This is a genomic window from Variovorax sp. 10N420, from assembly GCF_056394705.1.
Genome location: NZ_JBFTIJ010000007.1, coordinates 318,096 through 332,195, shown reverse-complemented (window position 1 = coordinate 332,195; position 14,100 = coordinate 318,096). Strand labels below are relative to the sequence as shown.

The window sequence follows — 14,100 nt, the reverse complement described above, 5'->3', positions numbered from 1 at the left end:
GTTTGCGCGGACCCCACGAAAAGCGAGCACCGCAGGTTGCCCGTAGCGCAGCGAAGGGACGCCCACAGCAGGGTCGCCTTTCTTTTGCTTCCTTTTCTTTGGCGAAGCAAAGAAAAGGAAGTCGCCCGCCGGGGCGAGTCCCGGCCAACAGCCTCCCATACCCAACAGCCCCCAAAAAGACTCACCTCATCAACCCAGACACAACCCCCAGCATCCCAGAGATCCCCTCCCCAAACCGAGGCTCCAAAAACCCCCTGAGCTGCGGCATCAACAACTGCAACATCCAAATCCCCGCCAACAAAGTCAACGGAAACCCCACAGCAAAAATACTGAACTGCGGCGAAGCCCGATTCAAAATCCCCATTGCCAGATTGAGTGTCAGCAGCGCAGTCACCAGCGGCAGAGACAACATCAACCCGCTCGCAAAAATCTGCCCCCCACCCGCCACCAGCACCATCCACCCCTGTCCCGACATCGGCCCATCCCTGACCGGCAACACCTGAAAGCTCTCCACCAGCGCGGAGATCATCAAGAGATGCCCATCGAGCGCCACGAAGATCAGCATCGCCAACATATTCAAAAGCCGAGCCACGACCATCGTCGCCCCGCCGTTCATCGGATCGAAGAAGGAAGCGAACGAAAGGCCCATCTGCAGCCCGATGTACTCCCCCGCGGCCATGACGGCGGCAAAGACGAGCTTCATCGTGAACCCCATGGCGACGCCGATCAGCACCTGCTGCACGATGATCCAGACGCCGCCCGCGGACACAACGGGCACATCGGGCATCGGCCCCAGCGTCGGCGCCAGCACCAACGCCAGAAGCGCCGCGATGGCCACCTTCACCTGCTTGGGCACCCACGTTTCGCCGAACACAGGGGCGGTGCTCACGAGCGCCAACATGCGCACGAACGGCCAGAGAAAGGCGACGAGCCAGGCGGTGAGCTGTGCCGAGGTGACGGAGAAGACCTGCGGCATCAGCCGATGAGCTGGGGAATGCTCATGAACAGCGCGCGGATGTAGTCCAGCATTTGCTCGAGCATCCACGGCCCCACGATGACAAGGGTCGCAAAAATCGCCAACAGCTTTGGAATGAACGAGAGAGTCTGTTCGTTGATCTGCGTCGCGGCCTGGAAGACGCTGATGATCAGGCCGACGATGAGCGCCACCAACAAGAGTGGCGCTGCGAGCACCAGCGATACCTGGATCGCCTGGTTGCCCATCGTCATGATGGTTTCGGGTGTCATTTCGAACTCCCTACGTATAGAAGCTCTGCGCCAGGGCCCCGATCAGCAGTTGCCAGCCGTCGGCGAGCACGAACAGCATCAGCTTGAAGGGCAACGCGATGCCGGCGGGCGGCACCATCATCATCCCCATCGACATCAGCACGCTCGCCACCACGAGGTCAATGATGAGAAAGGGAATGAAGATCGTGAAGCCGATCTGGAAGGCGGTCTTCAGTTCGCTGATGACAAAGGAGGGCAGCAGGATGCGCAGGGGGACTTCTTCCGGGCCCTGCATCTCAGGCACCTTCGCCAGCTTGGCGAAGAGGGCGAGGTCGTTCTCGCGGGTCTGGCGCAGCATGAAGGTCTTGAAGGGCTCGATGCCGCGCTCCAGGGCCTTGTCGGTGCTGATCTTGTTCTCGGAGAAGGGCTTGTAGGCGTCGTTGTAGGCCTTGTCGAGCACCGGCGACATGACGAAGAAGGTGAGGAACAGCGACAGCCCCACGAGCACCTGGTTCGGCGGCGACGACTGCGTGCCGATGGCGGTGCGAAGCAGACCGAGCACGATGAGGATGCGCGTGAAGCTGGTCATGCTCAGCAGCAGCGCGGGCAGGAAGGTCAGCGAGGTCAGCATCACCAGCGTCTGCACGCTGAGTGACCAGGTCTGGCTGCCGCCGGGGCCGGGCGTGCTGGTGAGGCCGGGCAGGCCCTGCGTCCAGGCCGCCATGGGCAGCACGGCGGCGAGCAGCACGAAGCCGCCCTTGAGGCTTCGACGAAGAATGTTGCGCATCACGGAGCCGGATGTGTCTTGCCGGTAAGGGATTCGCGCAGCTTCTGCGCGAAGAGGTCAAGGGGTTTCGCAGCCACCCGCACGGTACTGGTGGATGCATGGGATGCCTGGGATGCATGCGGCACAGCCTGCGCGGGCAGTGTGTGCAGCGTATTGATCTGGCTGGACGTGACGCCGAGCACCAGCCAAGTGCCGTTGACGTCAACCACGACAACCCGCTCGCGCTGCCCGATGCTGGAGCTCGACACCACCTTCACCACATGGCCCCCGCCAAAGCGTTGCAAACCAAACCGCCGCGCAAGCCACGCGCACAGAAAGATCAGCCCAAGCACCACCATCATCCCCAGGCCCGCCTGCATCAACCCCGACGCCCCGACCGCCGGCGCGGCCTCGACGCTGTGCGACGGCACCGTAGGCAGCACCGCATGCACCGGCAGCGCCGCAAAGGCCATCGCCGCGGTCAGAAACCGCGCGCTCAGCCCAAGGAAGTCCAGAAATCCCGCGGAACCGGCTTTGCCGGGCCGCCGGGATTGCCCCCTGAAAGGGGGTGTCCGAGCCACACGAAGTGGGCGAGGCTGGGGGTGAGTCATTGCCGAGCTAGCTTCTGCATGCGCTCGGAGGGCGTGATGATGTCCGTCAGGCGAATGCCGTACTTCTCGTTCACCACCACCACTTCGCCCTGCGCGATCAGGTAGCCGTTGATCAGCACGTCCAGGGGCTGGCCGGCCAGGCCGTCGAGTTCGACCACCGATCCTTGCGACAGCTGGAGCAGGCTCTTGATGGTGATGCGCGTGCGGCCGATCTCGGCCGTGAGCTGCACCGGCACGTCCATCACGCGCGCGATATCGACGCCCGAGGCGTCGGCGGCGGCCGCGGCTTTTTCCTGGATCTGCTGGAAGACCTGCATCGTGGCGGGCGCCGGAGCGGGCTCGGATGCCGATGCCGATGCCGATGCGGGTGGCGAGGAGGCGGTCTGCTCGGCGAGCGCCGCGGCCCAGTCGTCGGTGTCGCTGACGGAAGAAGTGTTGTCAGTCATGGTCGTTCTTCAAATCGCTGTCTTGGTGAGTGATCATGTTTTTCACGCGCAGTGCGTAGCGGTCGTTCGCGATGCCGTAGCCGCACTCCATCACCGGAACGCCATCGACCTTGGCCATGACGGTGGTCGGCAGCTCGATGGGCAGTACGTCGCCGACCTGCAGCTTCAGGACTTCGCCAATGGTCGACGACATCGACACGAAGTCGGCGACGAGTTCGACGTCGGCCTCTTGCATCTGCCGGGACATCTGCTTGACCCAGCGCTTGTCGACTTCGACTTCGTCCTGGATCGGATTCGACAGAAGGTCGCGGATCGGCTCGATCATCGAATAGGGAATGCACACGTGCAGGAAGCCGCCGATGGGGCCGAACTCGATCTGCAAGGTGGTGTTGATCACCACCTCGTTGGGAGCGACGATGTTGGCCAGCTTGCCGTGCATTTCCGCACGCTGGTAGTCGAAGTCGAGCGGATACACCGGCTTCCACGCCTCGCCGTAGCACTGCAGCGAAAGGTCCAGAAGGCGCTTGATGATGCGCTGCTCGGTGCGCGTGAAGTCGCGGCCTTCCACGCGCACGTGATAGCGGCCGTCGCTGCCGAAGAGGTTGTCCACCACGAGGAACACCAGCTTCGGGTCGAACACGAAAAGCGCCGTGCCGCGCAGCGGCTTCATGTGCAGCATGTTGATGTTCGCGGGCACCGGAAGGTGGCGCACGAATTCGCCGTACTGCTGGATCTGCACCGGGCCGACGCTGATGTCGGGGCTGCGGCGCATGAAGTTCAGCAGTGCGGCGCGCAAGCCACGCGCAAAGCGGTCGTTGATGACCTCCAGCGTGTGCATGCGGCTGCGCACCACGCGGTCGGGCGCGCCGAGGTCGTAGGCCGGAAGGCCGTCGGCCGGCGGAGGGGGCGATGCAGTCTGGTCGACGCTGCCGCCAGTGACGCCTTGCAGCAGGGCATCGACCTCGTCCTGCGAGAGGACTTGTTCATAGGCCATGTGTCGCTTGCCTGGAGGAGGTCACTGCACCACGAAGGTGTTGAACGAGACGCCGGCGATGCCCTGCTCGGGCAACTTGTCGTTCAGCGGGCGATTCAGCTCGGTGCGGATCTCGTCGGCGAGCTTGGTCTTGTCATCGGTCGTCATCAGTGAATCCGGCGCCCGGTTGGACAGCAGCAAGAGCGCGCGGCTGCGCAGCTCGGGCATGAACTCGGTGACTTGCGCCTTCGACGGTTCGTCGCGCATCTTGAGAGCGATGCCCACGTGCAGGAACTTGCCGCGGCCTTCGCTCTGGAGGTTGACGGTCAGTGGCTCCATGGGCACGAAGATGGGTTTTTCGACGACCACCTTGGCGGATTCGGCGGGTGCGTCCCGGTGGCCGAGGAAGACGTAGGCGGCCGCACAGGCGGCGAGGACGCCGACGCCGACCAGAAGCACGATCAGCAGCTTCGAGGAACGGGGTGCGGCGGGAATTGCGGTTGCGGCAGGAGTGGAGGTAGCCATATGGAGCTGGATTTCTTGTTCGGTCTATTCTTTGCGAACTGCCCGGCAGGCGAACGGCTGATCAAGCGTGGAAAAGCGCTTCAGATCCGTCCATTGCCGGGACGTGCGGCAAGCCGTGAACGGCGCCTTCAGGCGAAGGTGTCGAGGCCCGCACCCGCGCGCACGGCGGTTGCCAGTGCGGGCGCAAGACGCGTGGCGGTAGCGGCGCTGTCGGCGCGGCTGGCGCCCGGATAGTCGCGCGACCCCTGCTGGGGCCGGGAGGGGTTCTGGTCCGCGAAGGCGCTGCCCTGGAAGGACTGGCGGGTCTCGGCGCCGACCGAGGTCTGGCCGAGGCTGATGCCCTGTTCGGCGAGCGTCGTGCGCAACTGCGGCAGGGCCGCTTCCACGGCCTTGCGGACGCTTTCGTGCGCGGACATGAACATCGCCTGCGCCTGGTTGTCACCCATCGTCAGCGTGACCTTGAGCGGGCCGAGGCCGGTCGGATTGAGGTTGAGCTCCGCGACGTGGTGGCCGCTGGCGCTCATGCGGATCATCTGCTGGCCGATGGCCGGACCCCATTGGTCGCTGCCGACGGGCGGTGCCACTGACAGTACAGGCGTCGAGCCTGCCGGCGCGGCGGCGCGGTCGCTGGCGGCGGCGATCGTCTGCATTTGCGGCAGCGGCTGCGGCGCGGCGGTGTCGACGTCGAGGACGCTGCCGTCGGTGGAATCAGTGGTTGCGGGCGACGCGGATGTGGTGGATGCCTTTGTGCTTTCAAGCGCGATGGGCGCCGGCGTGGACGACGTGCTGTTCGAGGCGGCCCCAGCCGCTGCATCCTTGGTGGATGCTGTCTTCGCCGGCGATGCGGCGCTCGCTGCCGCCATGGCGGTCGGCTGCTGCGGCATCAGCGCGTCAGCCGTCTGCGAGACGGCGGCATCGGCGTGCGCACCAGCTCCTGATGTGGATGTGGCCGAAGCCGCGGTTGCTTGAAGCTTGGCGTCGGCGGTGGAGGCCTGTGCGCCGGTGCGTGCCGTCGCGTCAACAGCACCTTCGGGCACGGCATCGTCGCTGGCGTCGGCGTCCTCAGTGACGGCCGGTGTGGTCGACGCGGAGTCAGCGCCGGCTTTCTCTGCCGCTGCTCCAACGATCGAAGCGTCGGCCGACGCTGCTCGGTGGGCGGCGCCGGCGGCTGTTGTGCCGCTCGCACTTCCAACGGCATCGGACTTCGCACCGGCTGCGGCGCGTGCAATGTGTGCCGGCAGCGGCGCAAGCATCGCCATCACGTCCGCCGCGCTGAGATCGCTCTTTCTCTCGCCGGCGCGCCCTGGCTTGCGACTCGCGCCCGGCGTGGCGGAGGCGGTGCTGGCTGCATCGTCCGCGGCGGGACGGCTCGCCGCGCGCGAGCGATCGAGAACCGCGCCGAAGCTCCGGCCTTCAGGCTGCTCGGTGCTGCGTCCACGTGCGCCTGGAGCGCTCGCCGAAGACGCCGACGATGCCGATGGGGCCGGCAGATTGATGGATGGCGGTGTGACTGTAGGCATGGCGGGCTCCGGGGAAGCTTCAAAGGGTCGGATTGGCGGCGCGGTCGAAGTACTTCCGGGCCGATCGTTCATCGCTGTCGCGCTGTTCGCGCTTGGCCTGCACAAGCAGTTCCTGGCGACGCACGCGCTCGGCAAGGGTGTCGAAGGAATTGAGTCGGCGCTTCTGGTGCTGCCAGTCGCTGCGGCCGTGGTCGAGGCGCTTGTCGGCTTGGAGGACGATGGCGCGCTGCTGTTCGATGGCGCCGTCGAGTGTGCCGAGGAAGGCCTGGTAGTTGCGCCACTTCGCGGTGGGCAGCCCCTGGCTCATCAGCGCCTGCAACTGCAGGTCGTAGTCCCTGCGGTATTGCACAAGCATGTCCAGCTTCTGGGCCGCGCTGAGCTGGGCGCTCTGCAATGCGCCGAGCCGCCGCGCGGCGTCGTCAGTCTGCGTGCGTGCGAGATCGGTCAGCGTTTCGAGGGGGAGTCGCTGGGGCATGGTGTTCCTTGCTGTGATTGCGCTGGATGCGGTGATTCAAGGCTGTTCAGGCGGTCTCGAAGAGCTTGCTCATGCGCTCGATCGAGGCGGTGTAGTCGGTGCGCTCTTCCATGGCCTGCTGCAGGAAGGCTTCGATGCGCGGGTACATCGCGATCGCCTGATCCAGTTGCACGTCATGGCCGGGCGCGTAGGCGCCGACGCTGATCAGGTCGCGATTGCGCTGGTAGCGCGACAGCATCTGCTTGAAGCGCCGCACCACCTCGAACTGGGACGGCGGGATGAGCGCGGTCATCGCACGGCTGATGGACGCCTCGATGTCGATGGCGGGATAGTGCCCCGCCTCCGCCAAGGTGCGCGACAGCACGACGTGGCCATCGAGGATGGCGCGGGCCGAATCGGCGATGGGGTCCTGCTGGTCGTCCCCCTCGGAGAGCACTGTGTAGAAGGCGGTGATCGATCCGCCGCGTCCTTCGGCGTCGCGTGCGCCGTTGCCGGCGCGTTCCACCAGCGCGGGCAGCTTCGCGAACACCGAAGGCGGATAGCCCTTGGTGGCCGGCGGCTCGCCCACTGCCAGCGCGATCTCTCGTTGCGCCATGGCGTAGCGGGTCAGCGAATCCATGATGAGCAGCACGTTCCTGCCCTGGTCGCGGAAATACTCCGCCAGACAGGTGGCATAGGCGGCGCCCTGCAGGCGCAGCAATGGTGAGTTGTCCGCAGGCGCGGCAACGACCACCGCGCGCGCGAGGCCTTCTTCGCCCAGCGTGTTCTCGATGAAGTCCTTGACTTCGCGTCCGCGCTCCCCGATCAGGCCCACCACGATGACGTCGGCGCTGGTGTAGCGCGCCATCATTCCCAGCAGCACGCTCTTGCCCACGCCGGAGCCTGCGAAGAGGCCCATGCGTTGGCCGCGGCCGACGGTGAGCATTGCATTGATGGCGCGCACGCCGACGTCGAGCACCGAGTCGATCGGCGCGCGCGACAGCGGGTTCATCGGCGGCGAAGAGAGCGGCACCTTGCGGCTGATGTCCAGCGGGCCGAGGCCGTCGAGCGGCCGGCCGGCAGCGTCGACCACGCGGCCGAGCATGCCTTCGCCCACGGGCAGGCGCTTGGTATGGGCATCGCCGGTGAGGGGAGAGCCGGCTGTTCCCGGTCGCGCAATGACGCGCGCCCCTGGCAGAAGGCCGGCCACTTCGCTTTGTGGCATCAGGAACAATCGATCGCCCGCGAAGCCGACCACTTCGGCCTCCGCATGGCGCTGTGGATGACCCGGCGGCAATTCGATCAGGCAGTCGCTGCCCACCGGCAGTTGCAGGCCCACGGCTTCGAGCACGAGGCCGACGGCGCGCGTGAGGCGGCCCGATTGGGTGGTCATGGCGCATCGGCTCACGTCGGAGCGCGCCTTGCCTAGCGTCGCCAGCCAGGACTGAAGGTGCGGATTGGCGGCGGTCGTCATCGGCTCAGACTCCCTGCGCATCGGCATCGCGTTGCAGCGCGGCCGTCACGCTTTTCCAGCGCATCTCCAGGCTGGCGTCGACTTCGCCGTTCGCTGATTGCACACGGCAGCCGCCGCGCGTGATGGTCTCGTCGGCACGCACCTGCCAGCCCGCAGCCTGAAGCTCGTTGCCGAGGCTGTTCTTCACCAGTGCGACGTCGTCCGGATGGAGCAGCAGGCGCGGCTCGCCGTGCAGCGCAGGTTCTGCATGCAGAAGGTCTTGCACCATGGGCAGCACCCATTCGGGCTCGGCGCGGAAGGTGCGGTGCACGACCTGCCGTGCCACGTCCAGGGCGAGCGTCAGCAGCGCATCGGCCATCTCGGTTTCGGCGCGGCGCATGGCTTCAGGCAGGCTCGTGGCAAGTGCACGCAACTGTTCGGCGTGCGCGCTGGCGGCGGCGAGCCCGGCGGCCAAGCCCTCCGTGCGCCCTTCGGCAAAGCCTTCGGCGCGGCCCTTCACCAGGCCTTCGCGGTGGCCTTCGGCCTCGCCGGCGGTGCGCGCTTCACGGCGAAGCCGTGCAAGCTCGGTCGCATGAATCAGTGCAAGCGACGGCGGAGCCTCGGCAGACGCCAGTCTCGACCGCGCCGGGGAGGCGGGCGGCGCGGGATCGTTGAGCGTGTCCATCTCCCATCGTTGCCAAGCCGACAACACGGGCTTGGGATGCTTCGGCGCGGGCGTTGGACTGGCCGCTGCGGCGGGCGCCGCATAGGCCGACGCCAGCCGGCCGCGCGCGCCCGGGGCAAAGTTGTGCTTAGACAAAGTCATCGGTACCTGGCGCGGCAATCACGATTTCGCCCATCTCTGCGAGGCGTCGTGCGACTTGCAGGATGGCCTTCTGTTCGGTCTCGACCTGCGACACACGGACCGGCCCGCGAAGCTCCATGTCTTCGCGAAGCGTTTCGGCCGCGCGCTGCGACATGTTGTTGAGGAACTTGTCCCGCAGCGCTTGCGGCGCAGCCTTGAGCGCGATGATGAGCGAGTCGGACTCGATGTCCTTGAGCAGACGCTGGATGCTCCGGTCTTCCAGGCTGAGCAGGTTCTCGAACACGAACATCTCGTCGACGATGCGCTGGGCGAGGGCCTCGTCGGCCTCCCGCACGTGGGCGATGGCCTCTTCTTCCTGCGCGCTCGTCATGAGGTTGACGATCTCCGCCGCGGTCCTCACGCCGCCCAGCCTGCTGCGCTTGAGCCCCTGGCCTGAGAGCATTTCGGTGAGCACGTCGGTGAGCTCGTTGAGCGCCGACGGCTGCACGCCGCCGAAAGTGGCGATGCGCATGATGACGTCGTGCCGCAGGCGTGTCGGCAGCTTCTCGAGCACTTCCGATGCTTTCATGCGGTCCAGGTGGATGAGCACCGTCGCGAGGATCTGCGGATGCTCGTCGCGGATGAGCTCGGCCACTTCGCCGGCTTCGAGTTGGTTGAGGCGCTCGATGCCGCTGTGCGGCTCTTCAGCCTGCAGGATGTCTTCGAGAAGATTGCTGGCGCGGTCTTCGCCGAGCGCCTTCCTGAGCACTGCGCGGATGTAGCTGCTCGATCCGAGATGAAGCGCCGACAGCTGCTCGGTCTCATGCCGGAACTCGGCCAGCACGGTGTTGAGTTCATCCTTGGAGACTGACGCGAGCTTGGCCATGGCGAGGCCCAGCGTCTGCACTTCGGCCGTGGGCAGATGGTGCAGGGCGGCGGCCGCACGGTCTTCGCCCAGTGCCATCAGGAGGATGGCGCTCTTGCGGGTTCCGATTTCACTGATCATTGCTGTTCATCCAGTGCTGGATCAGCGTCGCCACCAGCTTGGGATCCTGGTCGGCGGTCTGATGGGCGTAGTCCATGTCGGCCTTCTGGCGCGCTGCTTCTCGCACGCGAAGGGCGTCTTCCTGCGAGATCGGCGCTTCGAGCTCGACCAGCGGTTCGAGTGCCTGTTCTTGGGTCGCGTCCGTGGTTACCAATGGCAGCGGGGGCGCTGGCGGCGGCGCAAGATGCTTGCGCAGGATTGGCCGCAGCACAGCGAACCAGGCGAAGAGGGCGAGCGCTGCGAGCAGCAGGTACTGGCCGGCGGTCTTGGCGAGTTCGATGTTCTCGGGGTCGCGCCAGACTGGAAGTTCGGGTGCCGGCGGCTCGCGGTCTTCGGCGAATGCGCTGTTGACCACGTTCAGCGAATCGCCGCGATCCTGGCTGAAGCCCATGGCTTCCTTGGTGAGATTCCTGATCTGGTCGATCTCCACCGGCGTCAATGCGCGCGCCGCGGTCTTGCCGCCATTCGCCGCTTCCTTGTAGTTCACGACCACCGCGACGGACAGCCGCTTGATGGCGCCTGCGCCTTGCTGGACGTGGCGGATCGAGCGGTCGAGTTCGTAGTTGGTCGTGACGTCCTTGCGCGAACTTCCGGGTCCTGTGGGCGCAGGAGTCGTGACCGAGGAAGCGGCGGCGGCCGTCGCATTGGGTGCGCCCGGCTTGCCCGGCGCAGCGGGAGCCGGCGGCTTCGGCGTCGTGATCGGCGCTGTCGGATTCACCGGCGGCTGGTTCGTCAGCGCGCCGGGTATGCCTCCTGGCGGAGGGGAGCCGTGCTGGCTCGATTCGCTCGACTGCTGGCTCCGAATCGCAGCGGAGGTCGGGTTCTGGTTCGGCTGGTACTTCTCGTCCGTGTGCTCGACGACCGAGAAATCGATGTCCGCGGCGACTTGCGCGCGAACGTTGCTCGCGCCGACGATCGGCTGCAGGATCGCCTCGATGCGGCGGATGTAGCCTTGCTCGATCTCCTGCACATATTTGAGCTGGCTCACGTCCAGGCCGCGCGCCTCGCCGTTGGCCGCCGAGAGCAGGTTGCCGCGCTGGTCGACCACCGTGACGCTTTTCGCGTCCAGTTCCGGCACGCTGCTGGAGATCATGTGCACGATCGCGCTGACCTGGCCTTCGTCGATGCTGCGTCCGCGGTGGAGCGTCAGCACGACCGAGGCCGAGGGCTTCTTCTGTTCGCGCACGAAGAGCGACGGCTTGGGCAGCGCCAGATGCACGCGCGCCGAATCGACCGTGCCGATCGATTCGATGGACCGGGCAAGTTCGCCTTCGAGCGCGCGCTGGTAGTTGACCTGTTCGGCGAACTGGCTCGTGCCGAACTTCTGGTTGTCCATCAGCTCGAAGCCGACGCCGCCCGCCTTGGGCAGGCCTTGCGCCGCGAGCCGAAGCCGCACTTCGGGCACCTTGTCCCCGGCCACCAGGATCGCGCCGCCGCCTTCGGCAAACTTGTAGGGCACGTTCATCTGCTGGAGCGACGCGATGATCGCGCCGCCGTCGCGGTCCGACACGTTGGTGTAGAGCACCTTGTAGTCGGGCCCGCGATTCCAGAGCGTGAACGCTGCCGCGGCAGCCACCAGCGCAGCGCCGGCGAGGATCATCGGCAGCTTTGGTTGCGCTCGCATTCTTTCCAGGATCGGAGGGAGCGACGGCGCCGCAGGCACCATGCTGCTCGCCGGGGCCAGGGCGCTCATGCGCGAGCCCTCGCCATGGCCGGGGCGCTGGCGCCGTCCGTCTTCATGTTGAAGGTGGAGATTGGTTGTTCAGGGTTCATGCCGGAGGTCGCTGATCGGGTCAACGGACTTGTCGTTTCGCGATCGATTGTCAGCAGGCGTAACAAATTCGATGGGCTGAACAGCGGTGGTTTTTCCCGTCTGTTGACCGCTTGCATAGGGACCTTCCCTTGTTACGCTGAAAGGACGGGGGAGCGCCAAGGCGCTTCCATATCCAGCTCAAAGCTCTCCAGAGAAAGTCCTTCCATGTCGATCTCCGCCATCGAATCCGTCTTGCAACAGATGCGGGTCACCGCGCTGCAAGCCGGCTTTGCGCCCACCACGCCCGCAGCTCCCGCGGAGGCGGGCGGTTTTGCTGCCGAACTCAAGCGTTCGCTCGACAACATCAGCGGTGCGCAGACGCGGGCCTACGGCCAGGCGGAAGCTTTCGAACTTGGCAAGCCGGGCGTCGCGCTCAATGACGTGATGGTCGACCTGCAGAAGGCGAACGTCGCGTTCCAGACTGGGCTGCAAGTGCGCAATCGCCTCGTGTCTGCCTATCAGGAGGTCATGAACCTCCCCGCGTAGTTGGCTGGTCCAGGGTTTTCTCCGACACGTCCCTAAAGGTTTGGAAACTGCTGCCGATAACAACACCAACGATGGCTTGAGTCTCACGGTGAGTTCAGGTCCAGCGTTACGGCCAGAGGCCGGAAGTAGTCCACAACCTTTGTCAACAGGAGTCGAGCATGGCGCAAGTCATCAACACCAACAGTCTCTCGCTGCTCACGCAGAACAATCTCAACAAGTCGCAGTCGTCGCTGAACACGGCCATCGAGCGTCTGTCTTCCGGCATGCGCATCAACAGCGCCAAGGATGACGCCGCCGGCCAGGCCATCGCAAACCGCTTCACGGCCAACATCAAGGGCCTGACGCAAGCATCGCGCAACGCCAACGACGGCATCTCGATCGCTCAAACGACCGAAGGCGCGCTGACCGAAGTCAACAACAACCTGCAACGCGTTCGCGAACTGTCGGTGCAAGCCGCCACCGGCACGAACTCGCAGAGCGACCTGGATTCGATCCAGGGTGAAATCACGCAGCGCCTGGACGAAATCAACCGCGTCTCGCAACAGACCCAGTTCAACGGCGTGAAGGTCCTCTCGGCCGACGCCGGCAAGCTGACCGTGCAAGTCGGTGCGAACGATGGCGAAACCATCGACATCGACCTGCAAGAAATCAGCGCCAAGACGCTGGGCCTGGAGAGCTTCAACGTCAACGGTATCGGGACGGTGAACAAGGCGACCACCAAGGACGACCTGGTGTTGGCTGGCGCTACCAAGGGTTCTCTCGTCAACGGCACTCAGCAGTGGGATGTGGTCACCCCCAACAAGGCGGCGACCTCGGCCAATGTGATGTCCAAGCTGGCTACGGGCGATTCCGTTGCCTACACCGGTACGGACACGGGTTTCGGCAAGGCAGCTACCGCGAGCTACACCTACAGCGCGGCCAACAGCTCGTTCTCCTTCGATGTTGCCGATGTCTCTACGGCCAACAGCAGCAGCTTCCTGACGCCCGCCGCAGGCGGGAGCAAGGCCGCCACGATCACCATCGGCGGCACGTCGCAGGACGTTTTGATCGACAGCGCCGGCAAACTCACCGCGGCTGACGACGGCACGGCACTGTACCTGGACACAACCGGCAATCTGACCAAGAACGGCGGCGGTACCCTGACGCAAGCCAACGTCAACGGCGCGGGCAGTGCCGACTTGGCCACCGCAGCTGCTGCTGGTGACCTTCTGGCTGCCCTGTCCAACGGTACTGACGGTGTGGGTGGCACGATCAAGGTTGGCAGCACGACTTTGACTGCTGACTCGGCGACTGGCGACGTCTTCGACGTGACCGGCGCGACGATTTCTGCCGCAGCGCTCACGAACCTCGGCAATGCGGCTGGCTATTCCGCCACCGTTGCCGCCGGTGGCCCGACCACCTATGACGTGGCAGCCAACGGTGCTGTCACGGTCGGTGGCGCAGCGGCATTCACCGATGCAGCGGGTGCCTTGACCACCGCAACGACCACCACGACCTCGTACTTCGAGCACGCCAATGGCGCAGTGACGGACGGCGCAGGCAATGCGGTCTACGACGACTCGGCCAAGGCTGGCACGTTCACCCTGAACGCTCGCAGTGGCAACACGTCGACAGCCGATCCGCTCAAGGCCATCGACGCCGCCCTGTCGAAGGTCGACAAGCTGCGCTCTTCGCTGGGTGCCGTGCAGAACCGTTTCGACTCGACGATCGCCAACCTCGGCACCACGATCACCAACCTGTCGTCGTCGCGCTCGCGCATCGAAGACGCGGACTATGCGGTGGAAGTGTCGAACATGACGCGCGCCCAGATCCTGCAACAAGCCGGTACCTCGGTCCTGGCGCAGGCCAACCAGACCACGCAAGGCGTGCTGTCCCTCCTGCGTTAATCGCGAAAGAGAGAACAGGAGCAAGCCCCCGGGCCCTTCCCGCAAGGGAAGGTCCTGGTGGCCGCAGGCCTCGGCCTGCGCTTTCCTCTGTGG

15 protein-coding genes are annotated in these 14,100 nt (G+C 65.5%); 2 read left to right on the top strand and 13 right to left on the bottom strand.

Annotated features, from left to right (window positions below; translation table 11 throughout):
- Window positions 1–181: 181 nt before the first annotated feature.
- The 13 genes from fliR to fliF all read right to left on the bottom strand — a co-directional run bounded on the left by fliR (window position 182) and on the right by fliF (window position 11,515).
- Window positions 182–976 carry a flagellar biosynthetic protein FliR gene (fliR, locus tag AC1DEK_RS20355; protein WP_478127074.1) on the bottom strand — a complete coding sequence of 265 codons (795 nt, stop codon included), beginning with the start codon at window positions 974–976 and terminating at the stop codon, window positions 182–184.
- Window positions 976–1,245, bottom strand: a complete 270-nt coding sequence (gene fliQ, locus AC1DEK_RS20350) for a flagellar biosynthesis protein FliQ (RefSeq protein WP_478127073.1) — start codon at window positions 1,243–1,245, stop codon at window positions 976–978. Before fliQ ends, fliR begins: the two co-directional genes overlap by 1 nt.
- Window positions 1,246–1,255: 10 nt before the next feature.
- Complete coding sequence (gene fliP, locus AC1DEK_RS20345; protein WP_478127072.1) at window positions 1,256–2,011, bottom strand: flagellar type III secretion system pore protein FliP; 756 nt, start codon at window positions 2,009–2,011, stop codon at window positions 1,256–1,258.
- Window positions 2,011–2,463: a flagellar biosynthetic protein FliO gene (fliO, locus tag AC1DEK_RS20340; RefSeq protein WP_478127071.1), complete on the bottom strand. Its 453-nt coding sequence runs from the start codon at window positions 2,461–2,463 to the stop codon at window positions 2,011–2,013. Before fliO ends, fliP begins: the two co-directional genes overlap by 1 nt.
- 134 nt (window positions 2,464–2,597) lie before the next feature.
- Window positions 2,598–3,047, bottom strand: coding sequence for a flagellar motor switch protein FliN (gene fliN, locus AC1DEK_RS20335; RefSeq protein ID WP_478127070.1), 450 nt, complete (start codon window positions 3,045–3,047; stop codon window positions 2,598–2,600).
- On the bottom strand, window positions 3,040–4,041 hold the full coding sequence (gene fliM, locus AC1DEK_RS20330) for a flagellar motor switch protein FliM (protein WP_478127069.1): 1,002 nt from the start codon (window positions 4,039–4,041) through the stop codon (window positions 3,040–3,042). Before fliM ends, fliN begins: the two co-directional genes overlap by 8 nt.
- A 21-nt stretch (window positions 4,042–4,062) precedes the next feature.
- A complete protein-coding gene (locus AC1DEK_RS20325; protein WP_478127068.1) occupies window positions 4,063–4,545 on the bottom strand; it encodes a flagellar basal body-associated FliL family protein in 483 nt (160 codons plus the stop codon).
- A gap of 128 nt (window positions 4,546–4,673) precedes the next feature.
- Window positions 4,674–6,065: a flagellar hook-length control protein FliK gene (locus AC1DEK_RS20320; RefSeq protein WP_478127067.1), complete on the bottom strand. Its 1,392-nt coding sequence runs from the start codon at window positions 6,063–6,065 to the stop codon at window positions 4,674–4,676.
- A gap of 19 nt (window positions 6,066–6,084) precedes the next feature.
- Complete coding sequence (gene fliJ / locus AC1DEK_RS20315; RefSeq protein WP_478127066.1) at window positions 6,085–6,540, bottom strand: flagellar export protein FliJ; 456 nt, start codon at window positions 6,538–6,540, stop codon at window positions 6,085–6,087.
- A gap of 46 nt (window positions 6,541–6,586) precedes the next feature.
- Entirely contained in the window at window positions 6,587–8,014 is a 1,428-nt protein-coding gene (gene fliI / locus AC1DEK_RS20310; protein ID WP_478127065.1) for a flagellar protein export ATPase FliI, read from the bottom strand.
- Window positions 7,998–8,798 carry a flagellar assembly protein FliH gene (gene fliH / locus AC1DEK_RS20305; RefSeq protein WP_478127064.1) on the bottom strand — a complete coding sequence of 267 codons (801 nt, stop codon included), beginning with the start codon at window positions 8,796–8,798 and terminating at the stop codon, window positions 7,998–8,000. The genes fliI and fliH overlap by 17 nt, the downstream gene beginning before the upstream one ends.
- Window positions 8,785–9,783 carry a flagellar motor switch protein FliG gene (fliG, locus tag AC1DEK_RS20300; protein WP_478127063.1) on the bottom strand — a complete coding sequence of 333 codons (999 nt, stop codon included), beginning with the start codon at window positions 9,781–9,783 and terminating at the stop codon, window positions 8,785–8,787. The genes fliH and fliG overlap by 14 nt, the downstream gene beginning before the upstream one ends.
- Window positions 9,773–11,515, bottom strand: coding sequence for a flagellar basal-body MS-ring/collar protein FliF (gene fliF / locus AC1DEK_RS20295; RefSeq protein ID WP_478127062.1), 1,743 nt, complete (start codon window positions 11,513–11,515; stop codon window positions 9,773–9,775). The genes fliG and fliF overlap by 11 nt, the downstream gene beginning before the upstream one ends.
- Window positions 11,516–11,800: 285 nt before the next feature.
- Here fliF and fliE point away from each other — a divergent pair, with 285 nt between their 5' ends.
- Entirely contained in the window at window positions 11,801–12,121 is a 321-nt protein-coding gene (fliE, locus tag AC1DEK_RS20290) for a flagellar hook-basal body complex protein FliE (RefSeq protein WP_478127061.1), read from the top strand.
- Between the two features lie 158 nt (window positions 12,122–12,279).
- Window positions 12,280–14,007 carry a FliC/FljB family flagellin gene (locus AC1DEK_RS20285; protein WP_478127060.1) on the top strand — a complete coding sequence of 576 codons (1,728 nt, stop codon included), beginning with the start codon at window positions 12,280–12,282 and terminating at the stop codon, window positions 14,005–14,007.
- Window positions 14,008–14,100 lie beyond the last annotated feature (93 nt).

What these genes read in the sequence shown, in the direction of transcription:
- fliF (WP_478127062.1), bottom strand. Translation starts at nt 11,515, where the DNA reads ATGAGCGCCCTGGCCCCGGCGAGCAGCATGGTGCCTGCGGCGCCGTCG.
- fliR (WP_478127074.1), bottom strand. Translation starts at nt 976, where the DNA reads ATGCCGCAGGTCTTCTCCGTCACCTCGGCACAGCTCACCGCCTGGCTC.
- fliI (WP_478127065.1), bottom strand. Translation starts at nt 8,014, where the DNA reads ATGCGCAGGGAGTCTGAGCCGATGACGACCGCCGCCAATCCGCACCTT.
- AC1DEK_RS20325 (WP_478127068.1), bottom strand. Translation starts at nt 4,545, where the DNA reads ATGGCTACCTCCACTCCTGCCGCAACCGCAATTCCCGCCGCACCCCGT.
- fliG (WP_478127063.1), bottom strand. Translation starts at nt 9,783, where the DNA reads ATGATCAGTGAAATCGGAACCCGCAAGAGCGCCATCCTCCTGATGGCA.
- fliP (WP_478127072.1), bottom strand. Translation starts at nt 2,011, where the DNA reads ATGCGCAACATTCTTCGTCGAAGCCTCAAGGGCGGCTTCGTGCTGCTC.
- AC1DEK_RS20285 (WP_478127060.1), top strand. Translation starts at nt 12,280, where the DNA reads ATGGCGCAAGTCATCAACACCAACAGTCTCTCGCTGCTCACGCAGAAC.
- fliM (WP_478127069.1), bottom strand. Translation starts at nt 4,041, where the DNA reads ATGGCCTATGAACAAGTCCTCTCGCAGGACGAGGTCGATGCCCTGCTG.
- fliN (WP_478127070.1), bottom strand. Translation starts at nt 3,047, where the DNA reads ATGACTGACAACACTTCTTCCGTCAGCGACACCGACGACTGGGCCGCG.
- fliH (WP_478127064.1), bottom strand. Translation starts at nt 8,798, where the DNA reads ATGACTTTGTCTAAGCACAACTTTGCCCCGGGCGCGCGCGGCCGGCTG.
- fliE (WP_478127061.1), top strand. Translation starts at nt 11,801, where the DNA reads ATGTCGATCTCCGCCATCGAATCCGTCTTGCAACAGATGCGGGTCACC.
- AC1DEK_RS20320 (WP_478127067.1), bottom strand. Translation starts at nt 6,065, where the DNA reads ATGCCTACAGTCACACCGCCATCCATCAATCTGCCGGCCCCATCGGCA.
- fliJ (WP_478127066.1), bottom strand. Translation starts at nt 6,540, where the DNA reads ATGCCCCAGCGACTCCCCCTCGAAACGCTGACCGATCTCGCACGCACG.
- fliQ (WP_478127073.1), bottom strand. Translation starts at nt 1,245, where the DNA reads ATGACACCCGAAACCATCATGACGATGGGCAACCAGGCGATCCAGGTA.
- fliO (WP_478127071.1), bottom strand. Translation starts at nt 2,463, where the DNA reads ATGGCCTTTGCGGCGCTGCCGGTGCATGCGGTGCTGCCTACGGTGCCG.